Below are 15,691 nucleotides of genomic sequence, written 5' to 3' on the forward strand. Positions count from 1 at the left end.
TGATCTGGACCCGGCTGGCACCGAGCCCGCCGAACCGTACGGCGGCATGGCCGACCGCGACGTGCCCGTACGGTGGCAGGTGGCCGAGGACGAGAGCTTCCGGCGGATCGTGCGCACCGGTACGGCGACGGCGCGCTCGGCGTACTCCCACACGGTGCACGTGGACGTGCGGGGCCTGCGCCCGTGGCGGCACTACTTCTACCGCTTCCTGGCCGACCGCAAGTTCAGCCCGATCGGCCGCACCCGTACCGCGCCGGCACCGGGCCAGGAGGTCGCGGCGCTGAGCCTGGCGTTCGCCTCTACACCGCGCACGCCGACCTGGCGGCGCAAGACCACGACGTGGTGTTCTTCCTCGGCGACTACATCTACGAGAACGCACTTCCGGCCGACGGCGGAGCGGTGCGCCAGCAGCAGGTCACACCCGACGTGCAGCACGAGTGCCTCTCCCTCGACGACTACCGGCTCCGCTACGCGCACTACAAGCAGGACGTCGACCTCCAGGCCGCGCACGCGTCGGCGCCATGGGTGGTCACGATGGACGACCACGAGGTGCAGAACGACTGGGCGCCGGTCGACTCCGTCGAGTGGACGGTGCGCCAGGCCAACGCCTTTCGGGCCTACTGGGAGCACATGCCGATGCGGCTGGCCCAGGAGCCGGAGGGTCCCGACATGCAGCTCTACCGGCGGTTGACGTACGGCTCGCTGGCGGAGTTCTCCGTGCTCGACACCCGCCAGTACCGCTCCCACCACGACGGCGGCTGGCGCGCGCCCGGCGACGACACCCGCGACCCTGCCCGCATCATCACCGGCGAGCAGCAGGAGCGGTGGATCCTCGATGGCCTGGGCGCCTCGTCCAGCCGATGGAACGTGCTCGTCCAGCAGGTGTTGATGATGCCGCTCGACAACACGGCGGGCGAGGGCGTCGCCTCGCCGATGGGCACCTGGGAGGGCTACTCCGCCTCCCGCGAGCGGGTGCTCGGCGGCCTGGCCGACCGCGGCGTCGACAACCTCGTGGTGCTCACCGGCGACGTGCACGCCAACTTTCGCCGGCGACCTCAAGGTCGACTTCGCCGACCCGGCCGCGCCGGCGGTGGGTGCCGAGCTGGTGGGCACCTCGATCAGCTCCGACGGCGACGGGCCGGCGGAGGACGCCTGGACCCGCACGATCCTCGCGGAGGGCCCGCACCTGGCCTACGCCAACCACGAGCGCGGCTACGTCAGCTGCCGCGTCACCCCGCAGGAGTGGACGGCCGACTACCGCGTGATCGACACCATCGAACGCCCCGGCGGCACCGCCCTCACCCGGCGGACGCTCACCGTGGCCGACGGCGTGCCCGGCATCCAGGCATGAGGCGAGGAGACACGACGATGATCCGACGTACGTCACTGCTCACCGTTGGGGTGGGGGCGCTGGCCGCCCTGACCCTGCTGTCGGTCCCGGGCTCGGCCGGTGCCGCGGAGCGCGACCGCCCGCCCGCCACCACGCCCACGGTCGTGGTCACCGCACCCGAGGTGGTGGAGGCGGCCCAGCCCCTGCCGTGCCTGGCCGGCGGCGCCTTCACCGTCGGACTGACCAACACCTCCGACACGCCGGTGTACGCCAACCTCGACCTGACCGTGGAGGAGCCGCTGAAGCTCTCCCGCCGCCTGTGGTCGACGTACCTGCCGGCGCAGGACCCGGACGTCACCATCACCACGGACGTGGCCGTCGAGGTGCCGGAGGGCACCGAACAGGGCCGCTACCTCGCCACCCTGACCTCCGGCCGCCAGAAGCGGAAGGTCTGGGTCGAGGTCGGGTCCGTCGTCCAGCCCGGCCCAAGCGCCAACCTGGCGCTGGGCCAGCAGGCCTTCGCCTCCTCCACCCACAGCAACGTCCGGCTCTGCGGCGGCGTCGACGGCAACACCGACTCCGGCCAGTGGGGCGCGAGCGGCACCCACGACGCGACCTCGGGGGTCTTCCCGGATACCTACGGCGTCACCCTGGCCGAGCCGGCCGTGGTCGGCCGGGTCGAGGTCTACACGCTCGACTCCACGCAGTACCCCGCCGCCCGGATGGGGGTGCGCGACGTCGACGTGCAGGTGCACACCGCCGCCGGTTGGCAGACCGTCGCCGAGGTACGCGACAACGAGGTGGGCCGGATCACCGCCCGGTTCGAACCGGTCGAGGCCGACAAGGTGCAGGTGGTGACGTACGACTCCAACGACCACAAGTACTCCCGGATCGTGGAACTGGAGGTCTACGCACCCTGAGCCGGGCGGCTCAGGTTCCTTCGATGACGGGGAAGGGCGCTGTCGTGGCCCGCCCGGTCCACGTTCAGCGCGACGAGGCGGACCCTCCGGCGACCTTCTCGTAGTAGGTGCGGGCCCGGCCGATCACCTGGGCCAGGTCGTCGCGGTGGGCGGGTTCGTGGAAGACGCCGTGTTCGGCCGCGAGCTTCTCGAGTTGGGTGAGCCAGTCCAGGCACCATCAGGCGTGCTCGGCACGGGCCACCCGTCGCCCCTCGACGTCGACGTACACCGCGCTCGTGTGTGCCATCGTCTGGTCGGTGAGGACTTCGGGGTGCGACCCGCCGTCGGCCACGGCGACGACGAAGGTGGGTTCGTCGACGGGGAGGGTGACGTCGAGGGTCGCCCCTTCCTCGCCGGGCACGTCGGTTTCAGCGAGGGGACCGTCGGCGGTGTAGATCCGCAGCCGCTGGACGCCCGGGCCGTGCACGGCGGCGTGGACCCGGACCTCCGCGCCGCGGCTCACGTCCACTCGGCCGCCCGGTCCCTGCTCCTGGACCGTGAGCTCGACCCAGGGTCCGTTGGTGGCGATGGTCCGTCCGGCGCGAACGGCGTCCTTGAGCCCGTCGACGCTCAGTGGGCCGTCGACCTGTGCGTACATCCGGGCCCAGCCGGGTGGGTTCGCGTACGTCGAGTCGCGGCGCACCGAGAGCATGCTGTCGGTGCCCACCGTGGCGGCGATCGGGATGCCCGCGCCGAGCAGTCGCCGGAACACCACGGCCGCGCCCTGGTCGTTGAGGTTGGACACGACGTTCATGCCGTCGACCAGGCCGAGCGCGGCGTCCGCGACGAGTTCGCGGCACTCGACGGAACGCACCCGCGCGAAGACGTCGTCCGGGCGTCGACCACGACAGGCTCCGCCAGATGTGAGTCGACCAGGACGTGGCGACGCGTCGGCTCACCGTCCGGAAGCACCCAGGGGAGGACGGCTGGATCCACCTCGACGCCGGCGTCGTTCAGGTGGACCACGGTCAGCTCGTCCGGCTTGCCGTCCTCGCGCACGACGTCACGGACCCAGGCGGGAAACTCCTGGGAGTCGGTCCAGTCCGGATGTTGTCGAACCTGCCTCCACGGCTCCCGACGTCGAGGCTCACCGAGGAAGGGGCAGCGGTAGACGAGGGTTCGCACCCACAGGGCGGCGCGGTCTCCCCACAGCCCGTCCGGGTCACCCTCGCGCATGTCCTGGTAGGACAGGAGCATCGAGGAGACCTCGTCCGGTACGTCGAATCCGATCGGCTCCGTGCAGCACATGTCGGCCTCCGCGTTGAACAGGTGCGAGTCGAGCAGTGTGTCAGAACAGCATGCCCAAGCAGCGTGTCCGAGCAGTCGCCGCCGCGCGGCGCACACCAGGTCGAGGACGGCGGTGCCGCCGTGGGTCAGCCGCGGCGGGTCAGGTGATGCGGCCCCAAGTCTGGTTCCGGGCGCGCACGGTGGACAAGCGGGTTTCGGCCCGGCCGTGAGAAACGTCAGCTCCGTAGGCGGCTCCGGCGGGAACTGAGTACCTGTGCGGATGCCCGCGTGCCATGCGCGCAGGAAAATGACCGCATGACTTCCGAACGTCGCGTGCCGCCGCGGGTCGCGCACACCCGCAGGCCCTTCCCCACGAGTGCCACGCGAGGAGTGCACATGCGGTCGGCGGTGCGCGGGGTCGGAGCTCTGGTGGTGATGCTGGCCATGGTGTTGGTGGCCGGTTGCCAGGCGGACTCGGGGTCGGGTTCTTCGATCCAGGCGAACGCCAACCCGGGCAAGGGGGTAGCGACGCCGAAGAAGACCGTGGCGCCGGCGAAGGTGACCGTCGCACCCGGCGACCGGGCGGAGAACGTGGCGGTGGACGCTCCGGTGACGGTGACGGCCAGCGGCGGAAGTCTGACCCAGGTAGAGGTCACCAACGACGGTGCGCCTGTCCAGGGAACGCTGGACGAGGCCGGGACGTCGTGGTCGACGGCTGCGGGCAGTCTCCTCCCGGACCGGGTCTACCAGGTCCACGCCGTCGCGAAGGACGCCGACGGGCAGGAGACCCAGACCAACCAGACGTTCACCACAGCGAAGCCGGCGAAGGTGCTCGGCACGGACATCCAGCCGCTGAACGGCAGCACGGTGGGTGTCGGTATGCCGATCGTCGTCAAGTTCACCGCGCCGGTGAAGGACCGTGCGGAGGTCGAGAAGCGGCTGGTGGTCGAGACGTCCAAGCCGGTCGAGGGAGCGTGGCACTGGTTCAGCTCGGAGGAGGCTCACTACCGTCCGAAGAAGTACTGGCCGGCCCACACCGACGTCACGCTGAAGGTCAACACCAAGGACGTCAACGCCGGTGACGGCGCGTGGGGCATCAAGGACAAGGTGCGGCGCTTCACCATCGCCAACTCGGTGGTGACCAAGGTCGACCTCGACGACTCCCACAAGGCGCGCGTCTACATCAACGGCGACCTGGCCCGTTCGATCCCGGTGACCGGAGGAAAGTCCGGTTGGGAGACGCGGAACGGCACCAAGGTGGTCCTGGAGAAGCGTCAGAACGTCGACTTCACGAACGAGGCCATCGGGGCTCCGGAGGATTACGACCTGACCGGCCGGTGGGCACTTCGGGTGACCTGGAGTGGTGAGTTCCTGCACTCGGCGCCCTGGTCGGTGGGGTCCCAGGGATACTCCAACACCAGCCACGGCTGCGTCGGCATGAGCACCAGCAACTCCGACTGGCTCTGGCACGTCTCCCACGTCGGCGACCCGGTCGAGGTGGTCAGCAGCAGCGGTGACCAGATGCCGGCCACCGGCAACGGTTGGGGCGACTGGAACGTGTCCTGGAACGAATGGAAGGCCGGCAGCGCGCTATAGATCCGGGACAACGTCTCCGTCTGCTCCGCCGGCGCGCCCGAAACGTCGTGCGAAGAGGTCGAGGGCACGAACAAGTCGAACCAGTCGCGCTGGCGCTGCCCACAGATCACCGCGGTCGGTGTTCCAGTGGTCCAGACGGACCCAGGGCGGGCGGAGATCCTGGCGGCTGGTGACGAAGCCCGAGTAGATGAATCGGCCACAGGCCTCGCAGATTTGCATCGATACGTTCGCATAGTGCACCACGAACCTCGCGTCCGCAGAGTGGCACACGTCGCAGTGAAACGGTGCAGAGCTGGACATCGCCGCCTCCGGAATAGACCCTCCCCCTTCGAATACCTCCACTATCAGTAAGCAGTCTGAGATCAACGTGGGGCCCTTGCGGAATGGGAGCCGTGCCCGCGACCCCAGCCCGCGCTCCCTCGCGACGGTTGAACGGTCACAGCGCCTTCAGGGCTGGTGCTCCTCCCGCAGGAGCGCGTAGATGGCACTGCCGTGGAACGTGCCGTCGTCCTCCAGGGAGTAGCCGCGCCGGATCCCTTCCAGCCGGAAGCCGAGGCGTCGCAGCAGGCGCACCGACGCGTGGTTGTCGGCGATGGTCTCGGTCTCGATGCGGTTGAGCTCCATCTCCTCAAAGCCGAACCGCACCATGGCGGTCGCCGCCTCGGTCGCGAGACCGCGACCGTGGTACGGGCGGGCCAGGTCGTAGCCGATCTCGGCGCGCCGATGGAACCGCTCCCAGTAGTTGAAGCCGAACAGGCCGATCGCCCGGTCCTCGCCCTTGAGGGTGACCGCCCAGTGGATGGCCCGTTCCTTCTCATAGGCCGTGCGCAGCTGCTCGATCAGCGCGCGTGTCTCGGGCAGGTCCTTCACCGGCGAGGTGTTGTACATCTGCTCCACCGGATCGCTGCGGAAGCTGAACAGGTCCTCGGTGTCGGCGTAGGACAGCTCCCGGAGGACCAGCCGGTCGGTCTTCAACGTCGGGAAGGCCGAATACTCGAACGGCATCGCGTCCCCCAACCTCCGCGTCACCACGCGTCGACCTCCGCGTCCGGAACCCTTGTCCCGGCGAACCTGCTCGCATGATGGCAGCGGCGACGGCGTACCTCAAGGTTCATCTCGGACCGGTTGCCCGAACTGTCGTTAGCCGACTAATGTAATCGGACGGGAGGGCTGCCGTCACGGGACGCCGAGCACTCCTCGACCGGCCGACATCCCAGCGCGAAACTTGCCGCGGAAGGAACGCATGACGACCGACTGGAACGCCGAGCAAGTGGACCTTGACGCCTATCTCACCCGGATCGGCTACGACGGCCCGCTGGAGCCCACGGCCCAGACCCTGCGCGCACTGCATCGCGCGCATGCCGCGAGCATCCCGTTCGAGAACCTCGACATCGTCCTGGGACGCACCATCTCCATCGACCTGCCGGACATCCAGGACAAGCTCCTCCGCCATCCACGGGGCGGCTACTGCTACGAGCACAACCTGCTCTTCGCCGGCGTCCTGGCGCGGATCGGGTTCGAGGTGACCGGGCACGCGGCCCGGATCCGGATGGGCAGCGACAAGCTCCGCCCCGCCTCCCATGCCCTTCTGCGGGTTCGCGTCGACGGTACGTCGTGGATCGCGGACGTCGGCTTCGGCGGTGAGGGTCTGCTGGAGCCACTGCCGCTGCGGCCGGGCGAGGTGAGCCAGGGCGACTGGCGCTTCCGGCTCGTCCTCGACGGTGCCGTGTGGCTGCTGCAGTCCCTGCACCCGGAGGGGTGGTTCGACCTGCACACCTTCACCCTGGATCCGCAGTACGCCGTCGACTTCGCGATGCGCAACCACTTCACCTCCACCCATCCGCACTCGCCGTTCGTCACCGGGATCGTCGTTCAACGCACCGGCGCCGCGGCCCGCCACAGCCTCAACCGCGACACGCTCGTAACGAGTCGCCCGGACGGCACCAGCGAGACCCGGACGGTCGAGCCCGCAGACGTGGCCGGGACCCTCTCGGACATCTTCGGAATCCACCTGAGCGAGGCTGATGCCGCACACCTGCGAACGATCCAGAGCCAGGCGAGCGCCCTGACGACCTAGACCCACCGCGGCTCACGGTGTCTCGCGGCCGCCGCCCGCCGGCCTCCGCTGGGAGGATGGCCGGCATGGCGAACGTAGAGACCGCCCACACCGCCGACCTGGGGGTCGCCGCCCGGAAGGCCATCCGTGCACTCCTCGCGGAGGTCTTCGAGGAGGAGGTCACCGAGGACGACTGGGAGCACTGCCTGGGTGGAGTCCACGCCCTGGTCTGGGAAGGGACGGAACCCGGGGCGGAACTCGTCGGGCACGCGTCCGTCGTGCAGCGACGGCTGTTGTATGACGGGCGGGCGTTGCGCGCCGGATACGTCGAGGGCGTCGCGGTGCGGGCCGACCGGCGGCGGCGCGGGTATGCCGCGGCCATGATGGAGGAGCTCGAACGCGTGGTGCGCCACGCCTACGACCTGGGCGCGCTGGGTGCCAGCGACGACGGTGCACGCCTGTACACGGCACGCGGCTGGCAGCGTTGGCGAGGGCCGACCTCGGCGCTCACGCCCACAGGCGTCGTCCGCACACCCGAGGACGACGACTGCGTTTTCGTCCTGCCAGTCGCGACCCGGTTGGATCTGACCCGTGAACTGACCTGCGACTGGCGCGACGGCGAGGTCTGGTGACCTGGCGGCCGTCACCCAATGGGCCGCCCGGATCCCCGGGACCCCCCGGACAACGGCAGCTCCCAGAACATCACCGTCCCACTGGATCCGCCCGACCGCACCGAGCACTCACCACCCAGACGTCGTGCCCTGGACCGCAACTGCGCGAGGGCGCCTTCGATCGGCTGCCGCTCGTCCACCTCACCGTCGTCCCTCACGGTGAGCGCGATCCGGTCGTCTGTCACGCGCACGATCACCTCGGCCTTGGTCACGTTGCGGTGACTGGCGGCGTGGCTGAGCGCCTCGCGGACAGCGCGGACGAGTTCCTGCTGGGGTAGCGGACCGAGGTTTCGGTCGACGGCCCCCTCGACGACGAAGCGGGGCGTGAATCCGAACGTGGCCGCCGCGACGTCCAACTCGTCGAGGACCTTGTCGCTTGCCGACTGTTGTTGCCCGCTGGTGTCGGGGTGCAGGGCGAAGATCGCGGACCGGATCTGCTGGGTCGCATCGTCGAGTCCGTCGATGGCGTGACCCATCAGGTGTTGCGCTTCGTGAGGCTGGACGAGACCAGCGATCCCGTGCAGGTGCGTCCCGATAGCGAAGAGTCGGTCGATCACGGTGGTGCTGAGTTCCTTGGCGATCCGGTCCCGATCCTCCACCACCATGAGACGGGCCTGCACCTGCTGGATGGTCAGCGCCGCCTGACCGGCGAACATCTCCATCATCGGCACCTCGTTGGCGGCGACATCCTCATGCGGCGAACCGCGCCGCCAACCGACCACGAGAACCCCGAGCACCCTGCCTGCCGCGCGGAGCGGGAGATACATGCCCAGCCCGAGCACCGACATCGCCTCGGCCACCTCCGGAGGCGGGTTGTAACCCTCCTCCTCGGTGATGTTGCGGCTGACCACGGGAACACCCGTCGCGACGACCTTGGCGGTCAGTCCCTGCTTGGGCGAAAGCCGTCCGGAAACGTGGTCGACGCCGAGCGTGCCGGCGATCGCCTCGAAGAAACCGGTGCCTTCCGGATAGGCGGGATTGGACAGCCCAATCGCGACATAGTCCGCGCCCGACACGTCGACCAGCCGCTTTGCCACCATCCGCAGCGCATCGCTGCGTTGGGTGTCGGTGTCGGACAGCAGCAGCCGAGAAATGTCCAACGCCGCCTGGAGCCATTGCTCGCGGCGGTATTCGGCACTGTAGGCGTCTACGATGGCGATGGTCCTTTTGTCACTGACGGGCCAGTTCGAAATCGGTCACGAAATGTGGGTCGAATGCCGTTCTGCAGCCGCTTCTTTCCCCATCAAACTGGGCAGGTGCGGACAGTTTGTGCGGACTGAATCGCGCTCTCGCGGGAACCCGACGGTCCGCCTCTCACAGCGATAGGACATTCACGGTATCAGCGCCCACGAACCACCGCTAATACCGTCTGTCGCCGTGGACCGGAGGCCGACGGACAACGTGATGCATCACGGATCCAGCGGCCGGACGCTCCGGTGGGAGTGTCGCCTCACGCGACGGCGGGTACCTCAAGGAGGAGCAGGCAGCCGAGGCGCACCCGTGACGAGAGCGATCAGGTCGATCAAGTGCAGTGCCACTGGCTCCGGCGCTGAGGCGGCCGCCGAAGGGTGTGGGACCGACGGGAGCCGACCGATGGACGCGCAGATCACCCTGCGGATCGACGGGGACGAGCGATCACTCACGGTCGACACCCGCACGACCCTGCTGGACGCGATGCGGGACCGCCTGGGTGTGAACTCCCCGAAGAAGGGCTGTGACCACGGTCAGTGCGGCGCCTGCACGGTCCTTCTCGACGGACGGCGTGCCCTCACCTGCCTGGCGTTGGCGGTGGCGTACGACGGCGCGGAGATCACCACCGCGCACGGCCTGGCGGACGACGAGATCCTCCATCCGATCCAGCAGGCCTTCATCGACTACGACGGATTCCAGTGCGGATACTGCACGCCCGGGCAGATCTGTTCGGCAGTCGGGATGCTGGACGAGCTCAGAGCGGGCCACCCGAGCCACGTCACCGCCAGCCTCACCTCCCTCGCCCAGCTCACCGACGAGGAGATCCGGGAGCGGATGAGCGGGAACCTGTGCCGGTGCGGCGCGTACGCCAACATCGTCGCGGCGATCCGGGAAGGGGTGGTCGCGTGAACCCGTTCGACTACCTGCGGGCGGAGGACGCCGCGAGTGCGGTCGCCACGGTCGCGGGACGCCCCGGCGCCGCCTACCTCGGCGGGGGTACGAACCTCGTCGACCACATGAAGCTCGGGGTGGCGACTCCGGACCTGCTCGTGGACGTCACACGGCTGCCCTTCAACCAGGTCGAGGTACTGCCCAGCGGGGCCGTCCGGATCGGCGCGACCGTACGCAACAGCGACCTCGCGGCGGACCCGATCATCCGCGCGAGGTATCCGGCGCTGTCGCGCGCCCTGCTCGCCGGCGCGTCCGGCCAGTTGCGCAATCTCGCGACCACCGGCGGCAACCTGCTCCAGCGCACACGGTGCGTCTACTTCCAGAACCTCACCACACCGTGCAACAAGCGCGAGCCTGGCTCGGGCTGCTCCGCGATCGAGGGGTACAGCCGCTATCACGCGATCCTCGGCGCCTCGAACCAGTGCGTCGCCGTGCATCCGTCCGACATGGCGGTCGCGCTGGTCGCCCTGGACGCGAGCGTGGTGGTGCTGGGGGCGGCGGGCGAACGCCGGATCCCGGTCGTGGACTTCCACCGGCTGCCCCACGACCAGCCCGAACGGGACACCGTGCTCACCCACGGGGACCTGATCACGGCCGTCGAGGTACCAGAGCTTCCAGAAGGGACCCGTTCGACGTACTGGAAGGTGCGTGACCGCGCGTCGTACGCCTTCGCCCTGGTGTCGGTCGCGGCGGCGGTTCACCTCGACGACGGCATCGTCCGCGACGTCCGGCTCGCGCTCGGCGGCGTGGCGCACAAACCCTGGCGTGCCGGCCGCGCTGAGCAGGTGCTGCGGGGAGGCCCGGCGACGGAGGAGAACTTCCAGCGCGCCGCCGACGCCGAACTGGCCGACGCGCGTCCCCTCGCCGGGAACCGCTTCAAGGTGCCCATGGCCCGCAACACCCTCGTCGCGGTACTGCGCGAACTCGCGCTGGGACAGGGGCGGTGAGCTCTCCGCTCAACATCCACGCCATCGGCCTGGCGTTGCCCCGGCTCGACGGTCCCGCCAAGGTGACCGGGGCCGCGCCCTACGCCTACGAACACGTCGTGGAGCACCCGGCGTACCTGTTTCCCGTCCAGGCGAGCATCGCGCGCGGCCGGGTGGTGGCGATCGACACGAGCGCCGCGGCGGCGGTCCCGGGCGTCCTCGACGTGATGACCCACGAGAACGCTCCGCGGCTGGCCTCCGATGGTGACCTGGAGCTGTGGGTCCTGCAGAGCGACCAGGTGTTCTACCGCGGCCAGTTCGTCGCCGCCGTGACCGCCGAGAGCCCCGAGACAGCCCGTCACGCCGCCGGCCTGGTCCGGGTGGACTACGCACAGGAACGGCACGACGTCGTACTGAACGCCGACAGCGACGAGCTGTACGTCCCCGGCATGCTCACCGTCGGGGAACCCACCGACAGCGACGACGGCGACCTCGACGCCGGACTCGCCGCGGCGGAGATCGTGGTCGACCAGACGTACACGACCCCCATGGAGCACAACAATCCGATGGAGCCGCACGCCGTCATCGCGGCCTGGCACGGCACCGGCGAGGACGCCCGGCTCACGATCTACTGCGGGTCCCAGGGTGTCTCCTGGATGCAGGCCGAGCTGGCCACGATGTTCGGGCTCGAGCCGAGCCGGATTCGGATGGTCTCGCCGTACGTCGGTGGCGGCTTCGGCTCCAAGGCGTTCGTCCACCCGGACACTGTTCTCGCGGCGCTGGCCGCGCAGCGCAGCGGCGGCCGACCGGTGAAGCTCGCGTTGACCCGGCAGCAGATGTTCGCGATCGTCGGCTACCGCACGTCGACGATCCAGCGGGTCCAGCTCGGTGCGGACCGCGACGGACGGCTCACCGCGATCGCCCACGAGGTCGTCCAGCTCACGTCGCGGTTCAAGGAGTGGGTGGAGCAGACGGCCCTCTCGACCCGGACCATGTACGCCGCCCCGAACCGTCGCACCAAACACCGGGTCGCCCGACTCGACCTCCCCCAGCCGACGATCATGCGGGCGCCGGGTGAGTGCCCGGGCATGTTCGCCACCGAGGTCGCCATGGACGAACTCGCGGTCGCCTGTGGCCTGGACCCGATCGAGCTGCGGATCCGCAACGAACCCGACCTCGATCCCGACACCGGCCTGCCGTTCTCCGGTCGGCACGTGGTCGAGTGCTACCGCGAAGGTGCGCGCCGCTTTGGCTGGGAAGGGCGTGATCCCACCCCGCGCGTACGACGCGAGCACGGCTGGCTGGTCGGCACCGGCATGGCCGCCTCGACCTACCCGGCCGTCCGGATGGCTGGATCGGCGGCGTCCATCCGGTTCGGCGCCGACGGGTGCTACGTCGTTCAGATCGCCGCCGCCGACATCGGTACGGGGACCTGGACGACCCTGACCCAGGTCGCCGCCGACGCGTTGGCCGTTCCGGTCACCTCCATCGACCTGCGGATCGGGGACACGGCGCTGCCGCCGGGGTCCGCGGCCGGTCGCTCGTCCGGTATGGCGAGTTGGGGTTCGACCATCGTCGCGGCCGCCTGCGCCTTCCGCGACGCGTACGGCACCGACCCGCCCGTGGACGCCGAGGCGCAGGCGCCGATGCCGGACCACCCCGAGGCGGAGCGGTACGCGGCGCACTCCTTCGGGGCGCAGTTCGCCGAGGTCCGGGTGCACGCCGACACCGGCGAGATCCGGGTCAGCCGGATGCTCGGCGTCTTCGACGCGGGACGGATCGTCAACCCACGCACCGCCCGCTCACAGTTCGTCGGCGGCATGACCATGGGCATCTCGATGGCCCTGCACGAGAACAGTCGTGCTCGACCCGCGGTTCGGCCACGTCGTCAACCAGGACTTCGCCGAGTACCACATCGCCGCGAACGCCGACATCGGCGAGATCGACGCCGTCTGGATCGACGAACCCGACCTGCGTCTCAAGGCGCTGGTTGCGCGTGGCATCGGTGAGATCGGCATCGTGGGCGCGGCGGCAGCGGTCGCCAACGCCGCCTACCACGCCACCGGGATTCGGATCCGTGACCTGCCGCTCACGGCCGACCTGTTCCTGGCGTGAGCGCGCCGGGCCGAGCCGGGCCGAGCGAGCCAAGCCGAGCCGACTGACCTGAGCTGACTCGCCCACCATCGTCAAGGCTCCCTTGACAGTTCGTGCCGCACGGCGGACCGCCGGATTGGTCCCGTTTTGGACAGATCAGGCGGCCCGCGCACGCCCTCGCCCGCTGGCCGGAGGTGTACGCCTGGGGGACAATTGGACCATGACCGAGCGCAAGCCAACGGGGCTCAACTTCGAGAGTTGGGTCGACAAGCAGATCCGCGAGGCCACTGAGCGGGGCGACTTCGACAACCTTCCGGGCGCCGGCAAACCGATCGCCGACCTCGACCGCCCCTACGACGAGGTCTGGGTGACCAACCACCTGCGCCGCGAAGGGCTGTCCAGCGAGGACCTGCTGCCGACACCGCTGCGGCTGCGCAAGGAGGTCGAGCGTTTCCCCGAGACGGCGGCGAAGCTCCGCACCGAAGTTGCCGTGCGCGACGCCGCCGAGGAGCTCAACACCCGGATCATGGCCTGGCTACGCGCACCGTTCGGCCCGCCGATCCCCGTCCGCCCCGTCAAGGTCGAGGAGGCCGTCCAGCGCTGGCGGTCCGACCGGGAGGCGGCGCGCCGCGCCGAACGCCAGGCGGCCCCGACCGCCACGAACACCCCGACCGACCAGCAGGGAAGCACACCGCGACGGCGGCCGTGGTGGAGTCGACTCCTCCGCCGACCGTCCTGACGTTGGACCGTTAGTAGGACTTTGTCATGTCGATCATGGTGGGGCGAGTGCTTCGATGTGGTCGATGGTGACTTCTTGTCGGCAGGTGGGGCATGCGCCGGCGATGAGGGCGAGCACGATTTGTAGCTCGTGTACGACTGCGTACAAGCTCAGGCCGGCGCATCCTGTTTTGGGTCGAGTCTGACCATGGTGCAGAAAGCTTGGGCGATCGCGACGAGTGTGACGTGGCGGTTCCAGCCGGTCCAGGAGCGTCCTTCGAAGTGGTCGAGTCCGAGCCCGGTTTTCAGTTCGCGGTAGTCGTGTTCGATCCGCCACCGGATCTTTGCCAGGTCGACGAGCTGATCGATCGGTGTGTCGGCAGGCAGGTTAGAAAGCCAGTAGTCGGTAGGCTCGTTCGCCTCATCGGGCCATTCGACCAGCAGCAGCTTCGCCGGCAAGGTCCCATCGTCTGCGCGAGGGATGTCGCGGTTGGCCGGACGTACCACGAACACCGCGAACTTCGAGGTCATGGCAGCACTCGGATTACCTTTCGTTTTTCTGGTCCCCTGCCGCCACGCCACCTCCTGGTAGGCATCGCGGCCGGCCGCCATGGCGATCTCGCGCAGACTCGATGCCGGCTTCGGGTAGTGGGGCTTGGGACGTCTGCCAGGACCACCGGTGGGTGGCGGTGTCACCGGCTCCGCTTCGCCGGGGTGGGCGCTGGTGCCGGCTTTGAGTGCGACCACATAGTCCAGGCCACGTTCTTCCACGCCGAGCCGGAACCTGGTGCAATCCCCATATCCGGCATCGGCAACGACGGGAAGCCTCGGCGACCCCCATTCGGTCTGCTCATCAAGCATGTCCAGCGCGAGCCGCCACTTCTCGATATGCCTCACGTCGTCAGGGACTTTGGATTCGGCTCGCTTCCGGCGGACCTTCTCGGCCTGCTCGGGATCATCACAGGCCTTGTCGTCCCAGCTTTCCGGGCAGAACAACCGCCAGTCGACCGCCGCCGAGCAGGTGTCGTTGACCGCGTGAACACTCACCCCGATCTGGCAGTTGGCGGTCTTGCCCAACGTCCCGGAATACTGCCAGGCCACACACGCCGAGGCAGGCCCGTCCTTGGGGAATCCGGTGTCGTCGATCACGTATGCCCGCGGCCCAATCGCCTGCGCAGCCCACGAGCTCAACCTGCGCCGCACCGCGGTGAAATCCCATGTCGAGGAGGTGACGAACTGCTGCAACCGCTGATGATCCACACCCAGCCGCTCCGCCATCGGCTGCATCGACTTACGCCGACCATCAGTCAACAGGCCACGCAGATACAACTCACCCGTGGCACGCTGATCCGAACGCGCAAGACAACCCAGCATGTCGGCTGCGAACTCGCCAAGCCTCGGCCGCAACTCCGCTATCTGATCAGGAGTCATGCACCGACCATGTCAGAACATCAACCACAGAACACGAAACGACACACCTAACAAAGTACTATTAGGGATCCGCCAAGAATCCGCTCGCCACCCTCACTCCGGCGCCCACGCGCGAGATGATCATGATCGCCGTCAGGTACGCCAGCGCCGTCGTGAGGAAGAGGGAGATGTCCGACCCCGCACACCAGCAACGCCAGCACCCCCTACCCAGCCAGGACAACGTCGGGTTGACACCGACCCGAGCGGGTTCCCGGGCGGCGGAGCCGACAGTGGACGGTGTCGAGAAGGAGCTCACCGGCTACGGCGAGTCCGATGACGGCCTGGTGCGGGTCTGGGTGCTGATGGACGGCTCCGTCAAGGACCTCATGATCGATCCCGCGGCGATGGGCCAGAGCGCGGACTCACTCGGCGCCCAGGCGGAAGCCGCACTGGCGCAGGCCTACGGCGACCTCGACCACCAGCTCGGCGGCCGGCAGGCCCGCCAGGACCGGCAACTCCAACGGATCATCGCACTGCTCAGCACGGCCCGCCGCACGACCTGA

At 69.1% G+C, this 15,691-nt stretch carries 14 protein-coding genes and 2 pseudogenes; 11 read left to right on the plus strand and 5 right to left on the minus strand.

All coding sequences use genetic code 11. The annotated features are described in order from the left end of the window. Window positions 1-46: 46 nt before the first annotated feature. From HEB94_RS53135 to HEB94_RS53145, 3 genes and pseudogenes are all read left to right on the plus strand, one after another. Window positions 47-190, plus strand: a pseudogene (locus HEB94_RS53135) (PhoD-like phosphatase N-terminal domain-containing protein); the annotation flags it as partial. 152 nt (window positions 191-342) lie between these two features. Further along, window positions 343-978: pseudogene (locus tag HEB94_RS53140) on the plus strand (alkaline phosphatase D family protein); the annotation flags it as partial. A gap of 112 nt (window positions 979-1,090) precedes the next feature. After that, window positions 1,091-1,351 carry an alkaline phosphatase D family protein gene (locus HEB94_RS53145; RefSeq protein ID WP_337918591.1) on the plus strand — a complete coding sequence of 87 codons (261 nt, stop codon included), beginning with the start codon at window positions 1,091-1,093 and terminating at the stop codon, window positions 1,349-1,351. 1,116 nt (window positions 1,352-2,467) lie between these two features. On the opposite strand, the gene HEB94_RS46950 is transcribed toward HEB94_RS53145, so the two are convergent. Together HEB94_RS46950 and HEB94_RS46955 are read right to left on the minus strand one after the other, a co-directional pair. Beyond that, a complete protein-coding gene (locus HEB94_RS46950; RefSeq protein ID WP_192755833.1) occupies window positions 2,468-3,103 on the minus strand; it encodes a CehA/McbA family metallohydrolase in 636 nt (211 codons plus the stop codon). Continuing rightward, entirely contained in the window at window positions 3,040-3,537 is a 498-nt protein-coding gene (locus tag HEB94_RS46955; protein ID WP_192755834.1) for a hypothetical protein, read from the minus strand. The genes HEB94_RS46950 and HEB94_RS46955 overlap by 64 nt, the downstream gene beginning before the upstream one ends. A gap of 294 nt (window positions 3,538-3,831) precedes the next feature. Here HEB94_RS46955 and HEB94_RS46960 point away from each other — a divergent pair, with 294 nt between their 5' ends. Then, entirely contained in the window at window positions 3,832-5,112 is a 1,281-nt protein-coding gene (locus HEB94_RS46960; RefSeq protein ID WP_238361810.1) for a L,D-transpeptidase, read from the plus strand. A 447-nt stretch (window positions 5,113-5,559) separates the two neighbouring features. Here HEB94_RS46960 and HEB94_RS46965 read toward each other — a convergent pair whose 3' ends face one another. Beyond that, window positions 5,560-6,117: a GNAT family N-acetyltransferase gene (locus tag HEB94_RS46965; RefSeq protein ID WP_192755835.1), complete on the minus strand. Its 558-nt coding sequence runs from the start codon at window positions 6,115-6,117 to the stop codon at window positions 5,560-5,562. A gap of 238 nt (window positions 6,118-6,355) precedes the next feature. Here HEB94_RS46965 and HEB94_RS46970 point away from each other — a divergent pair, with 238 nt between their 5' ends. Both HEB94_RS46970 and HEB94_RS46975 read left to right on the plus strand, forming a co-directional pair. After that, the gene (locus HEB94_RS46970; protein WP_192755836.1) at window positions 6,356-7,189 is read left to right on the plus strand and encodes an arylamine N-acetyltransferase family protein; all 834 of its coding nucleotides are present in this window, start codon (window positions 6,356-6,358) and stop codon (window positions 7,187-7,189) included. 65 nt (window positions 7,190-7,254) lie between these two features. After that, a complete protein-coding gene (locus HEB94_RS46975) occupies window positions 7,255-7,800 on the plus strand; it encodes a GNAT family N-acetyltransferase (RefSeq protein WP_192755837.1) in 546 nt (181 codons plus the stop codon). A gap of 11 nt (window positions 7,801-7,811) precedes the next feature. Here the strand turns inward: HEB94_RS46975 and HEB94_RS46980 are convergent, their stop codons facing one another. After that, a complete protein-coding gene (locus HEB94_RS46980; RefSeq protein ID WP_192755838.1) occupies window positions 7,812-8,939 on the minus strand; it encodes a GAF domain-containing sensor histidine kinase in 1,128 nt (375 codons plus the stop codon). A 493-nt stretch (window positions 8,940-9,432) separates the two neighbouring features. On the opposite strand from HEB94_RS46980, the gene HEB94_RS46985 reads away from it, so the two are divergent. From HEB94_RS46985 to HEB94_RS47000, 4 genes are all read left to right on the plus strand, one after another. Next, entirely contained in the window at window positions 9,433-9,939 is a 507-nt protein-coding gene (locus HEB94_RS46985) for a 2Fe-2S iron-sulfur cluster-binding protein (protein ID WP_192755839.1), read from the plus strand. Further along, window positions 9,936-10,928, plus strand: coding sequence for an FAD binding domain-containing protein (locus HEB94_RS46990; RefSeq protein ID WP_192755840.1), 993 nt, complete (start codon window positions 9,936-9,938; stop codon window positions 10,926-10,928). Before HEB94_RS46985 ends, HEB94_RS46990 begins: the two co-directional genes overlap by 4 nt. Beyond that, on the plus strand, window positions 10,925-12,916 hold the full coding sequence (locus HEB94_RS46995; protein WP_337918466.1) for a xanthine dehydrogenase family protein molybdopterin-binding subunit: 1,992 nt from the start codon (window positions 10,925-10,927) through the stop codon (window positions 12,914-12,916). The genes HEB94_RS46990 and HEB94_RS46995 overlap by 4 nt, the downstream gene beginning before the upstream one ends. A 305-nt stretch (window positions 12,917-13,221) precedes the next feature. Beyond that, window positions 13,222-13,740 (plus strand): DnaJ family domain-containing protein, encoded by a 519-nt coding sequence (locus HEB94_RS47000; RefSeq protein ID WP_192755841.1) that lies wholly within the window; start codon window positions 13,222-13,224, stop codon window positions 13,738-13,740. 149 nt (window positions 13,741-13,889) lie between these two features. On the opposite strand, the gene HEB94_RS47005 is transcribed toward HEB94_RS47000, so the two are convergent. Beyond that, on the minus strand, window positions 13,890-15,149 hold the full coding sequence (locus HEB94_RS47005; RefSeq protein ID WP_192748428.1) for an IS701 family transposase: 1,260 nt from the start codon (window positions 15,147-15,149) through the stop codon (window positions 13,890-13,892). A 167-nt stretch (window positions 15,150-15,316) separates the two neighbouring features. Here HEB94_RS47005 and HEB94_RS47010 point away from each other — a divergent pair, with 167 nt between their 5' ends. After that, window positions 15,317-15,691, plus strand: coding sequence for a YbaB/EbfC family nucleoid-associated protein (locus HEB94_RS47010; protein ID WP_192755842.1), 375 nt, complete (start codon window positions 15,317-15,319; stop codon window positions 15,689-15,691).

The sequence above is a fragment of the Actinopolymorpha pittospori genome, assembly GCF_014873875.1.
In the GTDB taxonomy this organism is placed as follows: Bacteria; Actinomycetota; Actinomycetes; order Propionibacteriales; family Actinopolymorphaceae; genus Actinopolymorpha; species Actinopolymorpha pittospori.